20 protein-coding genes and 1 pseudogene are annotated in these 25,086 nt (G+C 45.0%); 8 read left to right on the top strand and 13 right to left on the bottom strand.

Features of this window, described 5'->3' with window-relative positions; translation table 11 throughout:
- Positions 1–28 precede the first annotated feature (28 nt).
- The 3 genes from RH45_RS05900 to rsuA form a co-directional block, all read right to left on the bottom strand.
- Positions 29–688, bottom strand: coding sequence for a DUF2913 family protein (locus tag RH45_RS05900; protein ID WP_008074941.1), 660 nt, complete (start codon positions 686–688; stop codon positions 29–31).
- Positions 688–1,893 (bottom strand): Bcr/CflA family multidrug efflux MFS transporter, encoded by a 1,206-nt coding sequence (locus RH45_RS05895; RefSeq protein ID WP_008074939.1) that lies wholly within the window; start codon positions 1,891–1,893, stop codon positions 688–690. The genes RH45_RS05900 and RH45_RS05895 overlap by 1 nt, the downstream gene beginning before the upstream one ends.
- Positions 1,894–2,052: 159 nt before the next feature.
- On the bottom strand, positions 2,053–2,754 hold the full coding sequence (rsuA, locus tag RH45_RS05890; protein ID WP_008074936.1) for a 16S rRNA pseudouridine(516) synthase RsuA: 702 nt from the start codon (positions 2,752–2,754) through the stop codon (positions 2,053–2,055).
- 73 nt (positions 2,755–2,827) lie between these two features.
- Here rsuA and RH45_RS05885 point away from each other — a divergent pair, with 73 nt between their 5' ends.
- The 4 genes from RH45_RS05885 (at position 2,828) to RH45_RS05870 (ending at position 7,033) form a co-directional block, all read left to right on the top strand.
- Positions 2,828–4,567 carry a DEAD/DEAH box helicase gene (locus RH45_RS05885; RefSeq protein ID WP_008074933.1) on the top strand — a complete coding sequence of 580 codons (1,740 nt, stop codon included), beginning with the start codon at positions 2,828–2,830 and terminating at the stop codon, positions 4,565–4,567.
- Between the two features lie 67 nt (positions 4,568–4,634).
- Positions 4,635–5,042 (top strand): PepSY domain-containing protein, encoded by a 408-nt coding sequence (locus RH45_RS05880; RefSeq protein ID WP_039958264.1) that lies wholly within the window; start codon positions 4,635–4,637, stop codon positions 5,040–5,042.
- 1 nt (position 5,043) lies between these two features.
- Positions 5,044–5,703, top strand: a complete 660-nt coding sequence (locus tag RH45_RS05875) for a response regulator transcription factor (RefSeq protein ID WP_008074928.1) — start codon at positions 5,044–5,046, stop codon at positions 5,701–5,703.
- Complete coding sequence (locus tag RH45_RS05870) at positions 5,693–7,033, top strand: ATP-binding protein (RefSeq protein WP_008074926.1); 1,341 nt, start codon at positions 5,693–5,695, stop codon at positions 7,031–7,033. Before RH45_RS05875 ends, RH45_RS05870 begins: the two co-directional genes overlap by 11 nt.
- An 88-nt stretch (positions 7,034–7,121) precedes the next feature.
- Here RH45_RS05870 and RH45_RS05865 read toward each other — a convergent pair whose 3' ends face one another.
- From RH45_RS05865 to RH45_RS05830, 8 genes are all read right to left on the bottom strand, one after another.
- Complete coding sequence (locus RH45_RS05865) at positions 7,122–7,574, bottom strand: hypothetical protein (RefSeq protein WP_008074925.1); 453 nt, start codon at positions 7,572–7,574, stop codon at positions 7,122–7,124.
- Complete coding sequence (locus RH45_RS05860; RefSeq protein ID WP_008074923.1) at positions 7,564–8,253, bottom strand: winged helix-turn-helix domain-containing protein; 690 nt, start codon at positions 8,251–8,253, stop codon at positions 7,564–7,566. Before RH45_RS05860 ends, RH45_RS05865 begins: the two co-directional genes overlap by 11 nt.
- A 3-nt stretch (positions 8,254–8,256) precedes the next feature.
- Positions 8,257–11,325, bottom strand: a complete 3,069-nt coding sequence (locus tag RH45_RS05855) for an efflux RND transporter permease subunit (protein ID WP_008074921.1) — start codon at positions 11,323–11,325, stop codon at positions 8,257–8,259.
- The gene (locus RH45_RS05850) at positions 11,312–12,499 is read right to left on the bottom strand and encodes an efflux RND transporter periplasmic adaptor subunit (RefSeq protein WP_008074920.1); all 1,188 of its coding nucleotides are present in this window, start codon (positions 12,497–12,499) and stop codon (positions 11,312–11,314) included. Before RH45_RS05850 ends, RH45_RS05855 begins: the two co-directional genes overlap by 14 nt.
- 183 nt (positions 12,500–12,682) lie before the next feature.
- On the bottom strand, positions 12,683–13,132 hold the full coding sequence (locus tag RH45_RS05845) for a hypothetical protein (RefSeq protein WP_008074918.1): 450 nt from the start codon (positions 13,130–13,132) through the stop codon (positions 12,683–12,685).
- A complete protein-coding gene (locus tag RH45_RS05840; RefSeq protein ID WP_008074915.1) occupies positions 13,125–13,790 on the bottom strand; it encodes a winged helix-turn-helix domain-containing protein in 666 nt (221 codons plus the stop codon). The genes RH45_RS05845 and RH45_RS05840 overlap by 8 nt, the downstream gene beginning before the upstream one ends.
- 88 nt (positions 13,791–13,878) lie before the next feature.
- Positions 13,879–15,171 (bottom strand): LssY C-terminal domain-containing protein, encoded by a 1,293-nt coding sequence (locus RH45_RS05835; RefSeq protein ID WP_008074913.1) that lies wholly within the window; start codon positions 15,169–15,171, stop codon positions 13,879–13,881.
- A 17-nt stretch (positions 15,172–15,188) separates the two neighbouring features.
- A complete protein-coding gene (locus tag RH45_RS05830; RefSeq protein WP_008074912.1) occupies positions 15,189–15,917 on the bottom strand; it encodes a glycosyltransferase family 2 protein in 729 nt (242 codons plus the stop codon).
- Positions 15,918–16,299: 382 nt separating this feature from the next.
- On the opposite strand from RH45_RS05830, the gene rplY reads away from it, so the two are divergent.
- The 4 genes from rplY (at position 16,300) to ptuB (ending at position 20,662) form a co-directional block, all read left to right on the top strand.
- Positions 16,300–16,578, top strand: a complete 279-nt coding sequence (rplY, locus tag RH45_RS05825; RefSeq protein WP_004746191.1) for a 50S ribosomal protein L25 — start codon at positions 16,300–16,302, stop codon at positions 16,576–16,578.
- An 855-nt stretch (positions 16,579–17,433) separates the two neighbouring features.
- Positions 17,434–18,366, top strand: a complete 933-nt coding sequence (locus tag RH45_RS05820; RefSeq protein ID WP_008074904.1) for a retron St85 family RNA-directed DNA polymerase — start codon at positions 17,434–17,436, stop codon at positions 18,364–18,366.
- Entirely contained in the window at positions 18,359–19,987 is a 1,629-nt protein-coding gene (gene ptuA, locus RH45_RS05815; protein ID WP_008074903.1) for a retron Ec78 anti-phage system effector ATPase PtuA, read from the top strand. Before RH45_RS05820 ends, ptuA begins: the two co-directional genes overlap by 8 nt.
- A gap of 6 nt (positions 19,988–19,993) precedes the next feature.
- Positions 19,994–20,662 (top strand): retron Ec78 anti-phage system effector HNH endonuclease PtuB, encoded by a 669-nt coding sequence (gene ptuB / locus RH45_RS05810; RefSeq protein ID WP_071986155.1) that lies wholly within the window; start codon positions 19,994–19,996, stop codon positions 20,660–20,662.
- Between the two features lie 254 nt (positions 20,663–20,916).
- Here the strand turns inward: ptuB and RH45_RS05805 are convergent.
- Positions 20,917–21,420, bottom strand: a pseudogene (locus RH45_RS05805) (integrase domain-containing protein); the annotation flags it as partial.
- Positions 21,421–22,104: 684 nt separating this feature from the next.
- Positions 22,105–24,957 (bottom strand): glycoside hydrolase family 18 protein, encoded by a 2,853-nt coding sequence (locus RH45_RS22680; protein ID WP_008074890.1) that lies wholly within the window; start codon positions 24,955–24,957, stop codon positions 22,105–22,107.
- Positions 24,958–25,086 lie beyond the last annotated feature (129 nt).

Raw genomic sequence — 25,086 nt, 5'->3', positions numbered from 1 at the left:
GCTCTTTAACATAGGGTAATGCGCTTGATTAAGCTTTCAGGCTTAATGGAATTTCGGCCAAATGCTCGCCACGGTTATTTGGATACACTAGGTACTCGCCGTGGTACTTCACATTGGATTTATAGTCCGTCACTTTATGAACCATAAACCCTGACTGCGATGCCTTCTCGATAAAGTCTGCGTGATGGCCACGAACAAACCAACTCATGGGTTTGATCATAGTTTCGCCATCAAAGCAGCTCTCACACTGCTCTGTACACATGGCTAAAGAGTTTGGACCTTCAGTGAAGATTTGCACTTTGCCGCAGTCGACAAGCTCTTCTGACGTGGTCACTTCCCAGCCCTGCTCTTCCATCATGTCAATAAACGCATTGATCTCGTGATCTTTGATGACTCTCTCTTCTTGGCCTTCAGGAAAGAACTGAGCGTAGTACTTAGAAATACGCTGAAATGTCATCATTAGCCCAGCATCATTGCCTTTCGAGCGGCCCATTTTTTGCCAACGGATCAAATCACCACTGACGATCTTTGGGAAGCGCTGGCCTTTAATAGCACGAGTAATCCAGCGAAGCAGATACAAATTATTTGCCGCTGGAGCATCGACTGCTTTGCCTGACTTGTGCTCCGCAGCAAGTTCTTCAAGAGCCGAGTTAACTAAGTTTTGAATTTCAATCGTGTATTGAGACATTACGCCTTTCTTCCAAATATCCAATAAAGCACGGCAGACAAAATCGAACATGCCGTCATAACAGAGATCATTGGCCAAGTAACGCCACCTGGCATCAGCGCAACCACACCACCGACAATCGACCCCGTGCCGAAACGCAACGTGCCTGCCAGAGATGAAGCCGTACCCGCCATGGTTGGGTAACCACTGAGCAACAGCCCCATTGAGTTACTACCAATCGTTGACAAGGTACCAATGAACATGACCACGAAAGGTACTGTGCCCCATAGCCCTAGGTCAAGCAACCAACCTACAAAAAGACCCAGACCGGCTATTAGCTGAACAAACAGACCAAACCGCAGCATGGTATGCGAGCCAACCTTTTTCACTAGGCGGCCGTTTATGCTGGTCATTATGATCATAGCCACAATGTTCAAACCAAACAGATAACCAAACTGATCGGGACGAACTCCATAGATATCGATGTAAACAAACGAGCCCGCCGTTAAAAATGCAAACATCCCAGCAAAAGAGAAAGCACCAGAAAAGATCAGCCCCATCGCCACCGGGTTTGAGCACAGTTTCATGTAATTACGTATTGTGGTACGAAAACGAAGTGGCTGTTTCTTGTCTTCGGCGAGAGTTTCTGGAATTTTCCAAACGACCAAAACAATCACTAACGCAGCGAAAGCAGCTAAAATCCAAAAAATAGCACGCCAGCCAAACCACACCGCAACATGACCACCAATCATAGGCGCTACCAGCGGCGCAACGGTCATCACTAAGGTGACGAAAGACATGGCTCGAGCAAAGTCTTCGCGGTCAAACATATCGCGCACAACGGCTTGAATAATAACCGCAGCCGCCGCGCCAGCAAAGCCTTGAGCAGTTCGTACCCAAGTTAGCGCTTCAATACCGTTTGTTGTGGCGCTGACGACTGATGCGAGACCAAAAAACAGCACGCCTAAAATGAGCACTGGTCGGCGACCATAGCTGTCGGCGAGCGGGCCGTGAATCAACTGGCCAATAGCAAAACCCGCGGTATATGCGGTAAGCGTAATCTGTACAGCACCTTCAGCAACACCCAGATCGCGAGCGATCGTTGGCATTGCCGGTAGATACATATCAATGGCAAGGGGAGTTAGTGCACCAATCGCCCCTAAAATAAGAAAAAGAAGAAAACTGATTTGGGGAGTTTTGGTTTGCTCAATTGCAGAATCTGACATAAATCTCCTACTCGGTTGCGTTAGATATGCAGCTTCCGTGCTGCAACCAAACAGAAATAAAAGACCCGCATCCGCGAGCCTTGAACTGATCTATATTCAATCATATTGATAGAAAACACTAGTTCCTATTTGGAACTAAACAATTTCCTATCGGCAGTATTATTTCCAAACAGAGTCGATTTCTTCTTCAGTGAGGAAACGGTACTCGCCCGGCTCTAATGAGTAATCAAGCTCAATTGCGCCAATACGTTCACGATGTAAATGCTCCACTTTGTTGCCCAACGCGGCGAACATTCGTTTCACTTGGTGGTACTTACCTTCGGTAATCGTCAGCAAGACCTCATTTTCATCTTGGTTAACAATGTCCAGTTGTGCTGGAAGCGTCGGCTCTTTTTCACTACGCAGCTCAATACCTTGAGCAAACTTTTCCGCGTAGTCTTCACCAATCGGATCCACCAGCCACACTCGGTAGGTCTTTTCACATTTATGTTTCGGAGAGGTAATACGGTGCGACCATTGACCATCATCCGTAATCAGCACTAAGCCCGTCGTGTCGACATCCAATCGTCCAGCAAAGTGGAGGTCTTCCATCTTTACTTCATCCAACAAAGCAAACGCGGTTTGGTTGAAACCATCTTCATGCGAGCAGACAAAACCATCCGGCTTGAACAGCATGATGTAACGAGGCCCTGGCTTTTGAATTTCTCGCCCTTGCCACTCTACAACACACTCATCCGTTACTTTAAACGCACCACTTTTTTGCACCGCGTCGTTAACGGTTACATCGCCACTTTTTATGATCTTTGTTGCTTCTTTACGTGTCGCACCCAGTGCATCACACAAATATTTATCTAAACGCATGAATACCTCATCTTTGTTAGGTGGGGTATTATAGTGCGACTGGTACAAATAGTTGAGCTATTTCACACAATTTATGTATACACTTCGCCCTTACCAAGCCGACTCCGTTAAAGCGGTTATTCACTACTTTCGCAAACATTCGTCTCCCGCGGTACTCGTGCTACCAACAGGAGCAGGAAAAAGCTTAGTGATCGCAGAGCTCGCACGCCTTGCCAAGGGCCGTGTGCTGGTGCTCGCGCACGTCAAAGAGTTAGTAGAACAAAACCACGCGAAGTACGAAGGATACGGACTCAAAGGATCAATCTTCTCGGCAGGTCTTGGCAGAAAAGAGACCGACCAACAAGTGGTGTTCGCCTCAGTACAATCGGTGGTGCGTAATCTGGATGAATTTAAAAACCAGTTTTCACTGTTGGTGATCGACGAATGCCACCGCGTTCCAGATAATAAAAACACCAGCTACCAAAAAGTTATCTCTCATCTGAAAGAGTTAAATCCCGGTATTAAAGTCCTTGGACTCACCGCAACGCCTTACCGTCTTGGTATGGGTTGGATCTACCAGTATCACACACGTGGTTTGGTTCGCACCGACGAGCCACGCTTTTTCCGCGATTGCATCTTCGAATTGCCGATTCGCTATCTGCTGGATGAAAACTTCTTAACACCCGCTCGTATGATGGATGCCCCCGTATTGAGCTATGACTTTTCGCAGCTTACGCCCGCTTCGACTGGTCGCTATAAAGAATCCGAAATGGACATGGTGATCGATAAGGCGAAACGTGCCACACCACAAATTGTGGAACAGATCATTCATCTCGCCAAAGACAAACAAGGGATCATGATATTTGCGGCGACCGTTCGTCACGCACAAGAAGTGTTCTCACTGCTGCCTGAAGGACAAACGGCATTGGTTATCGGCGACACTCCTACCGTAGAACGAGATGCGATAATTCAAGACTTTAAAGATCGGAAGATCAAATACCTTGTCAATGTGTCGGTACTGACCACCGGATTTGACGCCCCGCATGTCGATCTCATCGCAATACTGCGCCCAACCGAATCCATCAGCTTATATCAACAAATCGTAGGCCGTGGTCTGCGTCTATCGCCAGGTAAAGAAGAGTGTTTAGTGCTCGATTATGCGGGTAACAGCTACGATTTATACCAACCCGAAGTGGGCGATCCAAAGCCCGACTCCGACAGCGAAATCATCACCATACCCTGCCCTGCCTGCGGCTTTAATAACAACTTCTGGGGCAAGCTTGATACTAATGGCTTTTTGATTGAACATTTTGGTCGTAAATGTCAGGGCTTTTTTGAAGACGAAGAAACAGGTGAAAGAGAGCATTGCGATTACCGATTCAGAGCAAAGTATTGCGGTGAATGCGGCGCAGACAACGATATCGCCGCCCGTATTTGTCACGAGTGCGATGCCACCTTGGTTGACCCAGACAAAAAGCTCAAAGAGGCACTCAATCTCAAAGATGCCTTGGTATTTGAATGTCGAGATATGGACTTGAACGTTCATAAAGACGAGAAAGGCAAAAGCAGCCTCAAAGTCACTTACATTGGCGACAATCAAGCACAAGTGCATGAGTTTTGGCCACTGACAACAAAGAATCAGAAGCAGCGATTTAAGGATCAGTTTGTTCGTCCGCACTTAGCCGATAAACACCGCCCATTTGAAGATGCTTCACCCACTAAGGTCGTCAACAACCAGCATCGTTTTCGCCTCCCGCAATTTGTCATTGCCCGAAAAGTGGGCCGTTTTTGGAAAATGCGCGACAAAATTTTTCAGGATGAGCTCAATGGTTAACTTATTCACTTGGTGTTCAGGTTTGATTGGTTATACTGATTACTCTCCGTTCAAACTGAGTAAAGATATGCTAAAACAAGCGCTTATTATTTGCTGCACTGCGATAGCGGCTCTCTTACCACTCCACTCCTACGCCCATAAGCACGAGACTAAAAACGGTCACGAGTTGGTGCAAGATGTGTACAAACCCGGTGCTGACGTCGAGTTCGACGAAGATCAAGACGAAGTCTATGACGCGGTAAAAAAAGGCTACATTCGCCCTTTTTCTGAAATGTATGCGGCAGTAGAGCGAGATTTACACGGACGAATTATCGAAGTTGAGCTCGAAGAAGACGATGATGTTTGGATTTATGAGCTAAAACTAAATTATAAAAACAACATCATTAAAGTTGAGTACAACGCAGAAACTCTCGAAATGTTGCTGATAAAAGGTCGCCATTTCAAAAAAGCCCTAAAGAATCTAGAAGACCAATAATATGAAGATACTTGTTGTAGAAGATGAACCTCGCCTTGGTGAACAAATCGTTGAAGCGCTTGAGCAAAATGGCTGGACCCCCGAGCTCTCAACAGATGGCATTGATGCACTATACCGTGCAACCTCAGAAAACTGGGAAGCCATCGTACTTGATTTGGGCTTGCCTAAACTTGACGGTTTGACCGTGTTAAAAGGTATTCGTGACGAAAACATCAACACACCGGTTATCATCTTAAGTGCTCGAGATACGCTTACCCAACGTGTCGAAGGTTTAAACGCAGGTGCCGACGATTACCAAACCAAACCCTTTGAGATGGTCGAACTCATCGCTCGAATTCGTGCCCAACTGCGCCGCGCCTCTGGTAACGCATCTCCGGTTATCCAGATTGGTAATTTGAGCCTTGATACGCGAACCTCCAAGGTGATGTGGCAAGGCCAAGCCATTAGTCTGACCGCACTTGAATTTAAAGTTGTCGCCTATTTCATGCACAACCCCGAGAAGGTTATTTCTCGAACCGAGCTGGTCGAACACATCTACAAACAGGACTTCGATCGCGACTCCAATACCATCGAAGTATTCATTGGTCGTATTCGCAAGAAAATTGCGCCTAAAGTAATTAAAACGGTTCGAGGATTGGGATATCAGTTGAATGCGGAATAAAAAACGCCACCTTCTCAAACGACTCAGCTTACGAAGCCGCCTAGTACTGGCGGCTGTTGTTTGGTTAACCGCCATGGTTATCGCTGCCGGGGTTACCGTGCCTAAGCAGGTGTTCAACTATATGTTGGACTCAACCAATGAACAGCTTTCCCTCTATTTGGATGAACTGTCTGCCTCTATCGAAGTTGATGAAAGTGGCAAACTGACCTTAGCGACTCCGCTCTCTGACCCAAGATTCAATCGCCCCTACAGTGGCCTTTACTGGTCCATTAATAATGACGCCGACGAACTGCGCTCTCGCTCTCTATGGGATAAAAAGATCCATTACGAGGACAAGAGAAACGAAGTGCTAGGCGCGCGCGATGAAATCCTGATTACCATAGAAACCTCACTCTATTTTCCAGAATACGATGGCCCAATTGATATTCTGATTGGTATCGATGAGCAGCCGCTTGAAGACACGGTCGCCAAGTTAATGGGTCAGCTATGGATTATTCTTGCCCTCCTCTATTTTGGCGTACTGATGATCATCGTAATTCAGATTCAATGGTCACTCAGCCCTCTTACTAAAATGCACAAAGAGCTCTCCCAAGTGCGTTCAGGAGACAAAGAGTGCTTAGATGGCGAGTATCCGCGCGAAGTCGCCCCAATCGTACTCGACTTAAATGCGCTGTTGTTCCACTATCAAGAACTGCTGGAGCGCGCACGCCACCACGCAGGCAACCTTTCGCACGCACTGAAAACACCGTTATCGGTACTGCGCAATGAGATCAACACGTCTGAGCAAGACATTCGCGATCGACTGCAAGATCCTGTAAACCAAATCCAGCACCAAATCGATTATCATCTTGGTCGCGCTCGAATGGCCGGTTCAAAAAACATTCTATCGGTGAAAACCCGCCCATCAGAGAGAATTGACGCCATTTCACTCGCGTTTGATAAAGTCTACGCTCATCGAGACGTCGCACTGATCAACGAAATCGACTCTGAACTTGTGGTCGCCGTCGAAGACACCGACTTTGATGAGATGGTTGGTAACCTGTTGGAGAATGCCTACAAGTGGTCAAGCTCAATCATTCGCGTCCATTCAGCCAAGCATCCTAATGAAGAGATCGATATCATCATCGAGGACGATGGTTGTGGTATCCCTGAAGAAAAACTTGAGCAAGTCATTAAACGCGGTGTGCGCTTAGATGAAACGACCCCAGGAACAGGCCTCGGATTGAATATTGTTAGCGAAATGGCACACAGTTATCGCGGTAAGTTTACGTTAGAGAAAAGCTCTATGGGTGGCCTGAAAGCGGTACTGCGCCTTAAACTCTCTAGCTAATGCGGTCACTTTCCCTCTTCGTGTAAGTTATGCTCCTTCCTAAAAACAAAAAGCGATGCTCAGCATCGCTTTTTTAGTGGTTTCAGCTTTAATAATTGAGCAGTAACACCACTTTATGGCCTATCAAGGCTGCTTTGTTATCTTCTAATTTGGCGACTTTTCTGTGTCCTTCAAACGCATTTCGACGCAAGAACAGCTGCTCTATTGGACCATAATGGCTACCCTCAGCCCTTAGCGGGCTGTGAGTTTGAATATTAAAAAACACGCCATCGCTGTCCAATGTATAGTCACCTGAAGTCATGTAACCGACTTTGCTGTTAGGAATGGCCGCATAGACGTCATAGCCACTGTTTTCTTTTAACGTCAGCTCAAACCTCAGTGGAATCATCTTTGCGAACGAATCATCGGGATTGGATGCTTCTACATACGCAATAGTACTGCTGTTAAAGTGGCGGTTGAGCTTGTTGCTATCTAAGTAAGAAGCGGCTCCACCAAGGACAACGCCCAACGCAACCGCGCCTATGATTATCTTATTGTTCACAGTGCACCCCATTACTCTCGCTTGCAAAACTCAAGGAACGCCCATCAGCACTCACCAACAATGATAGGTCGTCAAATTTATACACAGTCACATCTTGATAATGGATGTTTGCCTGTTCTGTTTTAGGTGAAAACGTACACTGGCTGTAGTGCTGTTGCTCGAAGCTGGCCGTTTGTATCGGCGAATGAAGCTTCTCGACGAGTGCATAGCTCAGCCCTGCACTGGCTAACACCACCCCAGCAACCAGCGCCCATTGCTTCATTGACGTGCGTTGTGAAGCTGGCTCAATCGCCAGCTCCTCTATCTGCTCGACGGCTGATTCTACCTGCTCCTCTTGAGTCTCCTCAGCAGCATTCAACTCTTGGAAAGGTTCAATGCGAGCGACAAACTCATAGCCAATTCCTCTTACCGTGCGTATCACCATGGCCGCTTTGTCTTCCAGCGCTCGGCGGCAGTTTGAAATACAATGCAACAAACTGCTGCTCTCAACCACAATGCCACGCTTTAGCCAGACTTCATGCATGATTTCATCTTTAGTTAACGTTTCACCTTTTCGCTCAATCATGTAATTGAGCAGCGTGATTTCGTTAATCCCAATCGGATGACGAACATGAGTGTTCAGGCTCTGAATGAAACCCTGATCTGGATTGAGTAAATGGGTGCCATTAATCACCAACATAAATTAGACCTCCACCAGCTGAGATTTGTTTTGCATTTTTTCACGTACTTTGGCGATAGCCACATACGCCATTGGTACGATGAACAGGGAGAAGAAAGTACCCACAGTTAACCCGCCAACCAGTACTAGACCGATGTTCACTCGACCTAACGAGCCCGGGCCTTCGGCTAGTGCCAGTGGCAAAGAGCCGACTATCATGGTCAACGACGTCATCAAAATAGGGCGCAGTCGAGAACGTGCACTCTCTACCGCCGCGTCGTAAACGCCTAAGCCTTCTTTACGCTTCAAGTTGGCAAACTCAACCATCAAAATGCCGTGTTTGGTCACCAACCCAACCAGAGTTAGCAAGCCAATCTTCGAGTACAAGTTAATGCTTTGGCCAAACACACTCAGCGTTAGCACCGCGCCAACCAGACATAACGGTACGGTAATCATGATCACTAGAGGATCAATGAAGCTTTCAAATTGAGCCGCTAGGATTAGGAAGATGAAAATCAACGCTAAACCAAACAACATTTGCATCCCCGCCGACGACTCATTGAGCTCTTTCACCACGCCGTCATATTGGTAGCTTTGACCCGCTTTCAGTAGCGCCGGTAGTTCAGTGTCAATAAAGGTCTGAATATCCGTTGCGCTGTAACCCGGAGCAAGGTCCGCGGTAATTTCTGCCGCATCTTTACCCGCATACGTTTTGATGTTCGACTCTGCAGTCACAGGCTTGATCGAAACAAACTGAGACAACGGCAGTCGCTGGCCCGATTCAGAGCTAACGTACAGCTTATCGAGTACTTTAAAGTCACCTAATGCTTTGCGGTTAACCTGAACCTGAATGGGATAAGTGAAGCCATCATCCGCTTGTAGATCAGCTGCTTTCACTGAACCAAGGAAAGTAGAAATCGCATTGGTCACATTGCCATAATCAACACCCGATAAAACAATCGCGTTACGGTCAATCGACAAGTCAAAGCGCATTTGATCTCGGTGAGTTGAGTTATCTACGTTGGTTAGCCCTTCATAGCCTTCAAGCAACTCCACCACTTTCGCTGCCGTGTCTGACAATTCATCTAAGTCACGGTTGACCGTTGTAACTTGCAAAATCAAATTGTCCGCCACATCAAGGTTGTCGGCAGAGCGCACAGAAAAGGAAGTCGTGTACGCTGAGATACTTTCTTTAGCCTTAGCGATCATCTCATCAATGACCTCATCGGCACTTTGGTTACGCTCTTCCCAAGGTTTTAGTAGCACATGATTTGTTGGCGCACTTTCGATGTAGGCCAAGTTTGCTTCAATTTGTTGGTTGCCTTTAAATACCGCGTTGATCTGATCCGCGTTTTCTAGGTCGTACAGTCGACCTGCCCCCGCCGGGCCATGAGACGTGACTTCGATGAAACCAGTATCTTCTGTTGGCAGTAAAACTTTTGGCATGGTCCAGACTGCAACAATAGACAGCGCCGTTAACAACGTTGTACCTGCGATAACCAGCATTGGGCGTTTAAACCAAGCACTGAGGAATGTCATGTACTTGTCTGTCATGGCATTTAGCTTTGTCTCAACCCATTGAAACCATTTTGGTGACGTTGTCACTGATTTCAACATGTAAGCACTCATCATTGGTGACAACGTTAACGCAACAAAGCCAGAAATGATCACAGACGCCGCTAAGGTAAACGCAAATTGTTGGAACAGATCCGCCGTTAAGCCAGACATTAAACCGATAGGTAAATAGACCACTGCCAGAGTTAATGTCATCGCGATAACTGGGAAGACGATCTCTTTACAGCTCTTAAGTGCTGCTTCAAACGGTGATAGCCCCTCTTCAATGTGACGATAACAGTTTTCTACTACCACAATCGCGTCGTCCACCACCAAGCCAATGGCTAGGATGATCGCCAGTATGGTCAATACGTTGATACTAAATCCAAGCATTGCCATTACCGCAAATACGCCAATGACACACACAGGAATAGTGATCAATGGAATAGCCGCGACACGCAGTGAGCCTAAGAACAACACCACAATCACAGAAACCAACACAATCGCTTCGACTAGCGTCATAAAACCTTGATCGATGGCTTCTTCAATAAAGTCCGCCTGGTTGTAGACCATCTTCATTTCAATGCCTTCTGGCACCTGCATGGTCTCCATGGTTGCTTTCACTCGGTTAGCAACCGTTACTGGGTTTTCAGATTTAAGCGGTAGCACCTGAAGAGACATCGCCATGTTGCCATCGACGCTAAGCATACTCGGCTCTAGGCTCTCTTCTCCCATTTGAATATCTGCTACGTCATTGACGCGGATGATGTTGCCATTGTCGACACGAATAACAAGGTCGCGCACGTCTTCAATTGAAGTGACTTGGTTAACCGGGTTGATTGAGAAATCACGGACTTCACCTTTGATCGTACCTGCAGTAAATGTCGCGTTGTAAGTACTTAACGTGCCTACCACATCAGAAGCACTGACGTTTAGTGCCGCCATACGCTCAGGCTGTAACCAAACGCGAATCGCACGGTTTGAGCCACCATATGGCCCCCATACACCGCCGACACCCAGTACATTCTTAAACTGAGGAGCCAATTGCTGGCTAATGAAATCAAACATTTCCTGCTTGTCCATCTCGCCGCGATTCACAAAGGTGATGATGTTACTTGGCATTGACGTTTCCGATGAGTCATCCGTTACGGTTGGCTTATCTGTCATTGCCGGTGGAAAATCGGAAATACCGTCCACTTTGCTACGCAAGTTGTTCATAAGACTCGCGTATTCAACGTCACTGACCCCATCTTCGAACTGAATTTTCAGAGAGCAACTGCCCTCCTGACAATCCGTCGTCATGGTTTTAATCTTATCTAGCCCCGTCACTGCGGTGATCAGCTCATCAGCCACGTTCTGCGACATAAACTCTGCACTCGCACCGGTAATCGAAGCGCTCACTGTTGCTGATGCTGTTTGACGCTCAGGGAAATACTGAATCGCCAACTTTTGATAAGAGACAATACCCAGTAGGACAATTGCAATGCTCAGCACGGATGCGAGCACCGGATGTTTAATGCATATCTCAGGCAGCTTCATTCGTTACCTCCTCAGATTGCTCATTGGTTGGTTTTACTTCTTTACTCGCTTCTTTGTTTACCGGCTGCTTCACTTCCTCGCTTGGTGCGGGTTTAGGTGTAGCAGGTAAAGTTCGCGAAGGTAGCGTCACTTTTGACACCGAGTTTTGCACCGCTACAGCAGAGTGCTCATTAAGGTTTTGACGGCCAGTGACCACCACAATCTCACCCAATTTCAAGCCAGACTTAATCGTGACATAGCCATTATTGGTATTATCGCCCAGCTCAACCGAGCGCTTGACCGCTTTGTCATTTTCAATCACCCAGACAAAACGCTGGTCACCATTAGTATCAACAGCGGTCTGTGACACCACCAACTCTGCACTGTCTTTACCAACGGTTTGTGACACCTTGGCAAACATACCTGGCACCAGTTGGTTGTTTTGATTCTCTAAATGGGCATGAATTTCAACGCGGCCAGAGCTTTCATCGACCAAAGGCGCAATGTAGTTCACTTTGCCAACAAATGATTGGTTAGGATACGCGTCAACCGAAATCGATACTGGTTGGCCAAGCTGCGCTTTACCGACTTCGTTTTGGCTGATTGAGTAGTGAACTTCTACAGGATCGAGCTTGATTAAGCTGACCAACGCCGTCGCAGCCTCAACTCGGCTGCCTACTGAGTGGGTAAAATTAGTCAGTTGGCCGTTAAACGGAGCCACCAATTGGTAGTTTTGCAGATCGGTTTTCTTTTGACGGAAGTCGGCGCGAGCCAGATTGGCTTGTTGCTTAAGCTCTTCGACATCTTGTGCAGACATGGAATCAGGTTGCTTTTTCAATAATGCTAGCACGCGATCCAGCTTGGATTCTGCCAGCGCTAATGAGCTTTTGGCTTTATCCAATTCTGCTCGCGCTTGTGCATCATCTAGCTGTGCGATCAAATCGCCTTTGTTAACTTGGTCGCCATCTTCAAAATTCAGCGCTTTAAGTTTTTCACCCGCACTGAACGTTAGCGCCGCTGAATCGGTTGCTTTTACTTTCCCTACTTCCTCAATCGAAGATTGATGGACTTGTTTCGCCACCACTTCTACCGTTACAGGGATAGCAGGTTGAGTCTCTTCGGCAGAAACGTGTGTTGCAAAAAGTGCACTTACTGCGCAGAAAACCGACAGTGGAGAATTTAGGTACTGAGTCATAGCTTGTCTCTAATTGATGAAACTTGCGGTTGTTATACCTAAGATTTCTCCTACAAAGTTAACGCTTTGTCAGCGAAAGGATTTTTAATAATGAGCGATTATAAAAAAATATCAAGCCTTTGATTTTATTGAATTTAGAGCAATAAAAAAGCCAGTAAAACTGGCTCTTAAAATCCCCTATGATTAAGGGGTAACTTCGCTAAACAGATAGGAGTATCGAGGCGCGACCATGATCATCTGCTTATCAGAGAGTGGAATGATGGTTAACCCTTCCATAGAGTGCATACCTCGTTGCGAGAACATCATCTCAATCAGGCTTAGCTTTTTACCTTCTGGAATCACCTTCTCCGATGAGGTCGGCGTTAACGACAAACCGTGGTAATCAAACGCATAATTACCCGATGCGTTATAGCCCACCTTTTCGTCGGTAAAGAAATACGCTTCATACTGCCCCGAACGTTTAAGGGTAATGGTCGCGTGCATGTTTAACTGTTCAGTCTTCTGTTTAGTCGGGACTAAAATCGAGGTTTTGCTGACGATATTAAGGCTAACCGTCGGCGAAGAAATGTATGCAGCCATTGCGCCAACGGCCGCACCTGAGACTAAACTCAACCCAATAAGAAGCTTATTCACATTGCACCTCCACTTCATCAACAAGGTAGCTGATTGAATGGCCATCTGCGTCAACCAATATCACCTGATTATTGGTCGTGAACATGCGTACGTTGGTCATCACAATGGGTTTATCTTGCGTATTGGCTTGGATAGTACAACCAATAAATCGTTGTTCTTGATAGTCAGCTTGCACCCAAGGAGAGCGAGTAAAGGAAAAAAGGGCAAAACTGACGACGGCGGCAAGCGTGAATAGAGAAATACAGATCAGGTTACGCTTCTTGATCTGAGACTCTTCAGCTTCGACAACCTGAGGTTGGAGGATTTCTGGCTGGGGTGCCGGCTCTGGTACTTCTTCACCCTCTTCTTCGCTTGAAACTTGGCCATTAAATTGATAGCCAACTCCGCGAACCGTGGTGATGATTTCTCCGCTGTCCCCTATCGCCTTACGACAGCTAGAGACACAGTGAAGCAAACTACTCTCTTCAACGATCACTCCTTTTTGGTGCCATACATGTTCGAGTAGTTCTGATTTAGACAAGGCTCTATGAGGATTATCCACCATGTACTGCAGCAAAGCAGTTTCATTGGTGCCAAGGGAGGCTTTATGCCCAGTGGAGAGGTTCTCAATGAACCCCGACAGCAAATTAAGACGGTAAGTTTGATTAATTATAAGCATTACAATCGATTGAATAGACGACTTACTATTCTTCAACCTTAACGTAAATTGCTAAAAAAATAAAAAGCCTGTGTACATTGGCGTGAAATTAAAGCTCCGCAATTTGAATTTCATCATCTCGTATGAACAAAACTTTACCATCTGAGTAATAATCGTGCTCTTCATCAAGGCTAGTCGGCAACGCGGTCGCATTAAGTGATACTTGGCGTAAACCCGGCAACTGCTTAACTTGCAGTGCCAGTTTATCTCGCTCGACATCAACATTGGGGTCAATGCTGTGCAAAACGGTGACAATCCCTGAATAAGGCGTAATTTGCAGGCCGTTGTCATAACTCAGCGCACCAACCCAAAACAGCTGCTGTGATTGAGAATCTACTCCTCCCTTCCACCAGCGAATATGGCTACGCTTTAGTAAGTCCCCGGGCAGTTGAAACGCCATGTCCTGAGGCACGTCATTCCAAAACAGGTCCGAAACGGGTGGCGTATTTTGCTTAAGTAACGCTAAATAGTCGCTTAGCTCTAGATCATTGCGTGAGAAGGTTTGGTTCTCAATCCAGCCCAAATCGAGCATTATCTTCCTTGGGTTTTCACCATAGTAGATAACATTGACCGCTTGGGCATCAAACACGGATGACCGTCCGGGATACGCTTTTAACTCCAGCTCACTAGGCTGGGCGTACACGGCACGGCTCGCTGTATTGGTGCCCTTCTCTGCCTGCAAGAAATCGTCTGAATAGAGGAAAAAGTGCAGGTAATTGGCAAGCAATGTTGAAACCATAATAACCGCTATTGACCCACTCACTTTAAAGCGCCAGTTGAACGCCCTCGCGACGAGATAGAACAGCAGGGTTGCGGCCAATGCGTACAGAGTCAATTTGTGCTCTAGCAAAAATGTCTTTGCTTCATTTAGCAAGGGAAATTTATCGACGCCATACGCCAACAAGTAGCCCCAGAAAACGAACTGACCTACACCCAGTAACAACCCAATAGATGAGTACAACGAAAAGCGCTTCCAGCCTACCTTCTGGGTTCCGGCCATAAACGGAACAACCCAAGCAACAGGCCCAAGAAGGCGAGCAAACATCAAAATCGCGTTCCCTTTTGTTGCCATTAAATGACGGCAACGCGCGATGGGTCTTTTCGTTTTAGGCTGCCAGTCAATCAGTTTTCTCTGTGCGGGTTTGCCCAATCGACGACCAATAAAGTAACTGGCTTGATCTCCAATCAACCCGCCCAACAGTACTGCCAACACACCAGTAACTATGCCTTGATGCAATTGGTACCCAGCGGCCAATAGAAATGGCTCACCGGGTACAAATAAATTGGGGCCAATTAAAGCATCCATTAACGCCCCAAAGAATAGACTGACTACACCTTCCATTTCATCACCACTAACGCTTATTGCTCTTTATAGTGGCCAAACTGGTAGTTCATCTCGTTTTTGCGCATTTCCCCAAAGATGAATCGACGAACATTGGCAGATAAATAGGTGTAACCCATTTTAAAAACACCATCTTGATCCAACCTGCGCGGGTCAAAGCGGAAGGTAAGGTTTAGAAAGCGGAATCGCCAAGTTTGACTGGCACGTTTGACGTAATCGCAGTCTTCGCATAAAACAATCTCTTCATCAAACCCTCCGATTTCTTTATGCACGCGCTTAGTCGAGAAGATACAGGCCCCCACTGCCGTCGGAAAAAAGAACTGAGTCAGGTATAAGCCAACGTTAAACAAACCGTAACCCAGCTTGTGAATCAGTGGTAAGCCATTAGCCCCCATAAACACACCCGCGACCTCAAGCTTCTTCTCTTCAAGTTGCATCATCGCTTCTTGCAGGAAATTAGCTCTTAGCTGTACATCGGCATCGAGGAATAGAATACGTTGATACTGCGCCAACTCTGCTCCCGTATTACGGCCTAAGCTGGTACCGCGACCTGCCATTCTATGGACGGTTAGCTTCGGCAAGGCATTGCTGTATGCTTGAGCCACATCGCACGTGGCGTCGTCACTGTTTGAGTCAACGACAATGACCTCAAAGTTTTGATACGTTTGCTGACTTAGGTTTTCAAGTAAACGACCAATGCGTTTCTCTTCATTGAGTGTGATAATGACAATACTTAACTGTTCCATAGCGATACCCTTTTATTAAACTGTTGTGCTGTTGATAAACAATTTAACCAAGGTAGACTTAACCGCCCGTGAGAAAGCCATTCAGATTCGATTCACTTCTGAGGGAAAACTCCCTCATCAAAACAACGCGGCTCTGTAAGGTATGCGCTCATAAATTCAGCACCATATACACTCACAGCAATCACTCGCTAACTAATTGAATCGATTTACTCAAAAGATGTTCAGTTAGCATGATTATCTATTGCTAGAACCCCAGTACAGTGTTAGTATCCGCGCTCGCTTATCGAGTTACTACCAATTACTCCTAAGCGATTAGCACATTCGAGCGAGGTCGCATCGCTGAATGTGAATTTAAATTTTTTCATATTTGAGAGTAAATACTATGAAATTTGAAGCAGTAGTACGTACTGAACTAGGTAAAGGTGCGAGCCGCCGCCTACGTCACGCTGGTAAATTCCCTGCAGTTGTATACGGCGGTGAAGAAGCAGCAGTATCTATCGTTCTTAACCACGATGACGTTGTTAACCAAATGGACAAACCTGAGTTCTACGAAGGTATCGTTCTAGTGATCGACGGCGCTGAAGTTAAAGTTAAGCCACAAGACGTTCAACGTCACGCTTACAAGCCAAAAGTTGAGCACATGGACTTCATCCGCATCTAATTCCCTACCAAGGAATTAATTCGGATTAAATCCAACCTTTTGCATAAAAAGATAATCGGCCTTACCATCCGAGACATCTAAAAATTCGAAACCCCGATGCTACCAACATCGGGGTTTCACCGTTTTTGAGCCCTCAAAAACGCTCTCAATTCTCTTCAACTTACTGAAACTTCACCACTTTACCCAACCCCACACTTAATCCACACCATTTTTGGTGTGGATTAAGTGTGGACGAATAGTGGACTTATACAGTAGTTTCTCTCTCAACTATCTTAGACCCATTTTCACCGCGACTCAAATCACTGCCCTACTTCCCCTACTTTATTCTTCACTCTAGAACATATCTGAAAGTGCCTCAAAGAGTCCCTCTCAAGCTTCCGAGTAAATCCCACATCAATGATATACTTTCTATCAAATCGCTTACTAGTGAGGCTACAGATATGGATAAGAAGATTTTTCCGAGCAAGAGCTACTCGAAGGATTAGATGATCATACTGCACATGCAGATGAGTTAGTGGAGTTACAACTATTGCAAGATTCGTTCTTAGTGGATTAACTAATCAATTCAGACCGACTGGTTCGTAACAACTCCAAACAGGCAGAAAAATTTATGCACCTCTCTAATTGAACACTCTTACTGACTTGTTTTATAATGTTTATACTCTTTAGCTTAGGACGAATTCGTCTAGTCGGGTGCTTAGCCAGACTCTAACTTATTGAACGGTTTTTATGGTTGCGATAGGTTCGCGACCAGATCTTCTCACTCCGTTCGTCAATCTGGTCGCGAACCTATCGCTTCCTCTAGTAAAGAGTTAAGCCCAAGGAAATTCCCTTGGGCTTCTTATAGGAAATAGAATGAGTTTGATTAAGCAATTAGCAGAAAAGTTAAATAAGAGTGAAATCGATGTCTCTCTCTTTTTGTTAAATGCGCCAAAGAAGTACAAAGTATATACAATCCCCAAACGTACATCAGGTCATCGTACTATTGCTCAACCCTCAAAAGAGTTAAAAGAGTTCCAAAGAAAATATTTAGAACTTCAGCAGCTACCAATTCACGAGGCAGCAATGGCCTATCGGGAAGGGATAGGCATTAAGCAAAATGCCCTAGCACATAAAAACAATCCCTATTTGCTAAAATTGGATCTCGAAAACTTCTTCAACTCAATCTCTAGTAGTTTATTTTGGAAAGTCTGGGAGTCGATAAAACCGCTTCCTCCTAGCCAAGACCAAAAAGTACTAGAGCAATTATTGTTTTGGTGTCCGAGTAAAACAACAGGGGGTAGCTTAGTTCTTAGTATTGGAGCACCAAGCTCTCCTCTTGTATCAAATTTTTTCATGTATCGCTTTGATTGCAATATAAGCAAAATATGCCGTAAGAAAGGTATTACTTATACCCGCTATGCTGATGACTTAACATTTTCAACAAAGAGCAAAGAGATACTGTTTGAACTACCACAGATTGTAAAGGAACATCTGGCAGAGAATTTCGGAAACTCTATTAAAATAAATAGAAAGAAAACAAAATTTTCATCTAAAGCCCATAATAGGCACGTGACAGGAATCACACTAAATAATGATGGAAAGTTATCTTTGGGAAGGCAACGAAAAAGATACATAAAGCACTTGGTCCATCAGGTTCAAGTTGGTTGTCTTAGTGATGAAGATAGATTACACCTAAAAGGCCTTCTAGCGTTTGCCAAGCACATAGAGCCAATGTTTCTTCAATCACTAAAGAAAAAGTACTCTATCGAGTTAATTACTCAAATTATTGAGGACTCAAATGGTTAATAAGCAAAAATCTCAAAGTAGAGCAATTCGAGCACAAATAGAGAATGCAGAAAAAGGTATTCTACTTTCACAGTTTCAATTGTATGAAAACTACCTAAAAGGTAAGCATGTAGAACAAAATAAAGAACTGGCTCAAAAATACTTTGAAGTGCTTGAAAATTCACTGGCCGACAAGAAATTACGATTAAATTCACTGTCTTTATCCAATTTTAGGCGGTTTGATGATCTATGTCTCGATTTCGATGAGAAATTAACCGTTATTATTGGTGATAATGGTGCAGGTAAAACAAGTTTTGCTGATGCTATGGCCAACATTTTCTCTTGGTTTAACAATAACTTAGAGAAAGACTCTGTGAATGGCAACTTTGTCAAACTAAGTGATATTAATATCAAAGCGACTGACTATGCGGAGCTTACCTGCAATTTTAAGCTAGACCAAATCAACAGGTTTGAAGCATCACTAGCCCTACCAGTTCAAGGTTACACAGGTAGTAAATCTAATGATGTTAATGTCATCAAGCAGTTCGGGGCAATATACAGGAGTACAGCGAAAAACGAATCAATTACACTTCCTCTTCTCGCATATTATTCTGTTGAACGTTCTGATTTCGAGTTAAAAACATCAGTAACAGAGAAAGCTTCTGGCGATCGAGAAGGAAATCGTTTTTCAGCCCTTAAGGATTCCTTAAAAGGTAATGGTAAGTTAGATGACTTCTCCAAACTATATATCGAGTTAGTAAACTTAGCTGAAGGTGAAGAGACGAAGGAAGTTAAAGAGCTCAACGAGCAGATAAACACCTTACAAAGAACCATTGATGATGTATACCAAGGTGAGCAACCACAGGAAAATGACCCATTTACCGCAAAGCTTAATTCATTAAAAGGGCAACTTGCAGACTTACGTAAATCAACGGCCTCAGCCAAATATCAAAGACATTTGAACTTTGTCAACGAAGCAATTGAAACGTTGGTGCCTGACGTCAAGAATCTTGAGGTGGATCGTAGTACAGGTAAACCTCGAATATTAGTAGAGAACTTTGGCAATAAAGTAAACATAGCTCAGTTGTCACAAGGGCAAAAAATGCTGGTCGCATTAACTGGCGACTTAGCTCGTAGATTAGTAACCTTGAACCCTGATTCCAGCAACCCTTTGCATGGACATGGTATCGTAGTTATCGATGAGATTGAGTTACATCTTCATCCAAAATGGCAGCAGGAAATTATTATTGGTCTTCAAATTACTTTTCCCAATATACAATTTATAGTTACGACTCATAGCCCTCAAGTTCTCTCTACGGTTGATAATAAATGCATTCGAAAAATTTGCCTTAATAAACATGGTTATCCGATTATTGAAACTCCAACGTTTCAAACGAAAGGCGTAACAAGTGCGAGTATCCTAGCCCGAATTATGGGAACTAACTCGGTACCAGAAAAGCTTGAAGAAGCTTCTTGGCTAACTGACTTCTCTAGATACCTTAAAGAAAGTAACGAAGAGTTGAGGGAGTCGACATTTGAAAAAATTAAAGCTCATTTTGGTGAAAACCACCCTGTAGTTGTGGATTGTGAAAGCCAGATTAGGATACATAGCATGAAAGCTCGGTTGAGAACAAAAGAGTAACTGGCTATGAGAAAACTGAACAGACCAACCTCTGCGCCTACGGGCTTGTCTAGTTATGATCATAATACCCAAAAATGGACAAAAAACAGTCCTAACAGAGCATGCCGAGTAGATATATGGAACAAACTAAATACCATGCAAAATGGATTTTGTGTTTACTGTGAGTCAGTAGCGATTAAAGGTAATGGGCATATTGAACATTTCTTTCACAAAGGCCAAAAAACCGACGGCTCAACACCTTATAAGCACTTAACTTTTAATTGGACGAACTTATTCGGCTGCTGTGGGTTAAGCAGCAGCAACACTTGTGGTCATTACAAGGACCGTGAAGGAAAAAATGGACCTGGTCAATATAATGCTAATGATATAATTAAGCCAGATATTGACGACCCTAAGCTTTTCTTAAATTTCCTTGATACAGGTGTTATTGAAGTAAAAACTGGGCTAACTCCACATGAACAGAAAAGGGCTGAAGAAACGCTGCGGGTTTTAAATTTAGCCCTCCTAAATGGTGCTAGGAAAACACAGATCGATATTTTTAAACAAGAACTCAAAGAGCTAGAAGAGTTAAGCCACAGTTTAAATGACGACACACTTCAACGTGAAATTGACATAATAAAAGAAAAAGTTTGCACTCAAGAATATCAAAGTGCAGTCTTGGGCGCTTTGTTTTAAGTAGTACAGAAAAAGACGTTTACTCCCAGCTAATATGCCAACATGACTGACGGATATTTTTATCAGGACAACTGACAGATTATATAGCAATTTGTCAAAGGTGCTTTTGGTTACTATATGTCTCCTTTTCGTGATATAGATAATTACACTTAATGGAACAAAAAAAAACTTACTAGCTATTAATACAGATAAACGAAAAAAGTGTTCTAACCTAGAACACTTTTAAGTTCATTTGTGGGGGGCTAACCGCTAATTCAACGCCCAAGATAAACCGCTGTCACTTCCTCTCGACTATGCCCTAACTCTTCGCTAATGATCATTCTGGCTTCATAGTCACGCTGCTTGTCTGCACCACTCAACCCTTTCGTTGACGGGCCTCCCGCAGCAGGAGCGCGATTACCCGTCAACTCAAGGTATCGCTGGTGCGCATACGCATGTCTTAGGCCATGTGCACGCTCTAGCCCCATCTTGATGCACGCTCGTTCGTATCTACCTAAATGAGTTTTATACGTGTCCTCTTTCGGTATTAGTGAACCATCCCCCACCCACTTTTTTATCGAGTCGATGAGTTCACGCTGCGCTTGGGTTCTGATTGGTACGGCTCGGGGTCTAGCGCCTTTCGTTTTAGTCAGGACTAAGTGTTCACCTTTATCTGAAAAGCGCAGTATTATCTTCATGCACTCTTCTCGGCGAAGACCAAAGGCGGCCTGTAATCTGAAACTCGCTTCTAAATAGCGGTTATTGAGCCTAGATAACTCCCATCTCTTTACCAACCCGCTCGTCGATAGCGCGATTGTTGCTCTATCATTTTTTTGCGCTCTCATCACTCTGCGCTTTTCAACACGTATCTGCACCAATACGGATTAAAATGGCGATGCACAAACGCATTTAAACATTACTAAACTTATTCCAAGTGATAAAAGAGTCACTTTATCTACAATAGGAAATCCAACAACACCAGTCGTCATTTACTGAGAAAACCAAGAGTATGGCAATCCCTAGAGACACGAAACAATCATTTGTACAGAAGGCTAAAGAGAAATGGGGTGACAAGTACTGCTATGAATCGGTCATTTACTTAAATAGCCGAACGCCAGTGAAAATTACCTGTAACAAGCATAACGTCATTTTTAGTCAGACCCCAAAAGCACACTTCGCCGCAAAACGCGAATGCTGCCCTCTATGCTATAAAGAAGTCGCAGGAACATTTCAAAATCAATGGCGAAAGTCAGACGCCAAACAAAACGGAGCTATCGACTTTTTCCGAGTCAACTCACTTTTCAACTCTCTGCATACATAACCAAACTCCCTGCACGAAGTCACTACTCAGTGAACCTCTCCCTACCTATTCATAAAGAGCGACTAAGATGTCTTGCAAAAAAAAAGAGCAAACCAGTGGTAACTGATTTGCTCTTACGTTTAGCGAGGTCTATTTAAGGGTTTTATTTTACCGCTTCAATCGTCACTGTTACATGAGGGTTGTTTGACCAAACATAGTTACGGTAGTTAGTGCCGTTTATAGTTTCGACTTTATTAATGCCCGACATCTCACCACATGCTAGTACTAAGCCGTCCACTTGTTCACCAGCAGCAATCTGAGCTTGCTCTTCGGCAAAGTCTTTTTGGATGCCTTGTGAACACAGCATGTCTGGCCAACGATAGCTTAGGTTGTGGTAGTCGTTGGTAACGAACTCCGAGCGGTATACCTCTTCCTCACCCAGTGTTGCCACCAATCGCATCGTGGTCCCTGGCTCGACACTTGGTCCTGACACCTGTTTTTCAACATTGTATACTTCTGGGATTTTACCGTATTCTACCGTGATGTCTTCACAGTCATAAGCACAGTAAAGACCGTTTTTGTAGTTTGAAGCAGGAACACTCTTAGGGTTAATAAAACCTGAAGAGTTTCTGTGACCATAAATGAAACGCGCGTAGTGATCATCACCATTCACTTTGTACAAAGGTAATACCGTACCGCCATAACCTTGAGCTAGGATTCGGGTATAGTCATAAACCCCCTCATTGTGAGAGTTATCACGAATGCTACCCGCGGCAACAAACAAGGTTTCCCCTGCTTGCTTAACCTTCATAGTGATGGTTTGACCAACCGCTGGCTTATTATCACCAAGCAAGTTCGACATTGTATTTGTATCTGAGCTATGGATACGCTTGTAACCACTATAATCTTTCTCAAACACACCTTTACAAACCGCATCTGACTCTGCTTCAGTCAGCTCTTGATACGCCTCAGGGTTACCCCATTCAACAATGCCTTGGCCACAGCCGTAAGACTGAGCCATATCCCAAACTAAGTCACCTTTAGCTGTGTGACCTAAGCCTTCATGCGCAGCGTTGGCTAACATGCCATTCTCTTGGTCGCCCGCCCAGCTAAAGATCCCGCCAAGGCCCTGCTCTTTCGCGTATTTGGCTTTCGCTTTTACCGTCGTCGGCGTATCTAAAGAGATGATGTTGTTCGTCGTCTCATTGTAAAGTAACTGAGCTTGAGCGCTAAAATCTGTAATAAGTGAAAAGTCATTCTTACCACTTGGCGATGTTTCTGGGTTATCGCCTAGATCTAACCAGTTGAAAACAAGGTCGGCCATTTCTGGAGCACCATTTTCGAAGGTACCCACTGCTTTGGCTGTTTTATCATACTGCTTATTGGCAAAGTCAGTCACACCCGCGCCTGAGCGGCCGTAGCCAGCATAACCAACATGGATTTTTGACTTAGGAACGCCAAGTCCAGCGATGTATTGAATGGCTTCGTCAGCGCTGTTTTCACCCCTGTACAAGTTAGAGTGGTGATCAAGGTTATCAGCCCAGCCAGTGCCCCAAAAATCATACGTCATAACAAAGTAGTCATCGACGATGTTTGAAGCAAATACCGGCTCCATTTCCGCCATTTTTTCAGGAACACCAACCGTCGCAACAGTGATTTTCATGCCTTGAGTATGAGGGTTACTATCCAGAACTTCTCGCAATTGTTGAAGCAGAGTAACGTAGTTCTCACCATCCTCGCTGCAGGTTGAACAGCTGCTTCCTTCTGGACCAAACCCTGGGTACTCCCAGTCAATATCGATTCGGTGGAATCGTTTTTGTTCGCCATCGTTCCAAGCTGCAGCAAACTCAACAACACTATTAACAAAGTTAGCTCGTAGTTCTGGGGTCTTTGCGACTTCGCTGAAGTAACCAGACATCGACCAACCACCAATACTCAGTGCCAATTCAAGTTCGTGGCCCCGGGCTCGTGCTGCATCTTGTACTGCAAACATTCCCCCCAGCGCACCGCCAACCGCGGTATCATTACCAATGAAAGACTTCCAGTTAGTTGGTGATATATCGAAGTTACCAGGCGTACCCGTGTTAACTTGCGACGCCATGTCACCCCAGTGGTCAACAAGAATGACTTCACCGTTCTCGCTATCCTCACCACCGTTAAAGGCTCCCGTGCAATGACTTGAGATTGTCGCAGCGTTTGTTCCTGTATCACCACAAATGCCCATAAACGAGAAGATTAAAACATCGAACATGGTTGGGTTATCGATCATACGCTGCAAATCAAAGCCGCGACCGGATTCAGACAGGTCGACTTTCCCGTCACCATTGCTGTCAACATTCGGGTTACTGATACGCGCATCGTATTGAGACCAATCGGTAATGTAAGCCGAAACTTTTTGGTCAGTGGTTCGCTCATACTCATTCGATAAATGCTTCATCACTCGTGATGACGTTTTCGATAAGTAGTTTTGCTTTTCGTCGTCAACAATGCTCCCGCCTGTTGGATCAAAACCATTGATCTCATGAGTTTCAATCGACTTCGCATCCATCACAAGTGTGCTGGTCTCCTCTTCAGGCTCACCACCATCGTCGCCGCCATGAAGTGCTAGATAAGACTCTTCACAGCTAGCCGAGGTTGTGCTTGCGCCACCACTTCGAGACCAAGGGCTGGTATAATCAGGAAAACCTTCCACAAAGTCAGGGCTGCCCGGAGCCGTTGCTCCAGGACACCAGAAGATAAACTGTCGAACGAGAGAGTCATCGGGGTTTTGCGCATATAGCTCTTGGATATTTGGGTACTCTGGGCCTAGGTCTGGAGCGCCGTCAACATACCAAGCGGCGGTCATTTCTACGCCGCCAAAATCGACGACAAACGGATACCCCGTGATGGAGCCACCCGCACCAGCATCATAGTGGGTCGTACCATCCCATATTGGCAGATCTGAAGCTAATGCCGCTCCACCATGCATACACATTGCAACAGAAAGCGCTGCAGAAGATAACTTAAATTTTTTCATGTCAGTGTCTTTTTATTATGACCAAAATGAATTTATTGGGGTTGCGAACGTAATGCCGCGAACCCTAATAATCGTCTGTTCAATTGTGGTTTACTATTTAAATAGAAAATAACGTTGCTTCCATTTAAA

Source organism: Vibrio sinaloensis DSM 21326 (genome assembly GCF_000189275.1).
GTDB lineage: Bacteria > Pseudomonadota > Gammaproteobacteria > Enterobacterales > Vibrionaceae > Vibrio > Vibrio sinaloensis.
The sequence above is the reverse complement of the archived record's forward strand: the minus strand, read 5'-3'. Positions and strand labels throughout refer to the sequence as shown.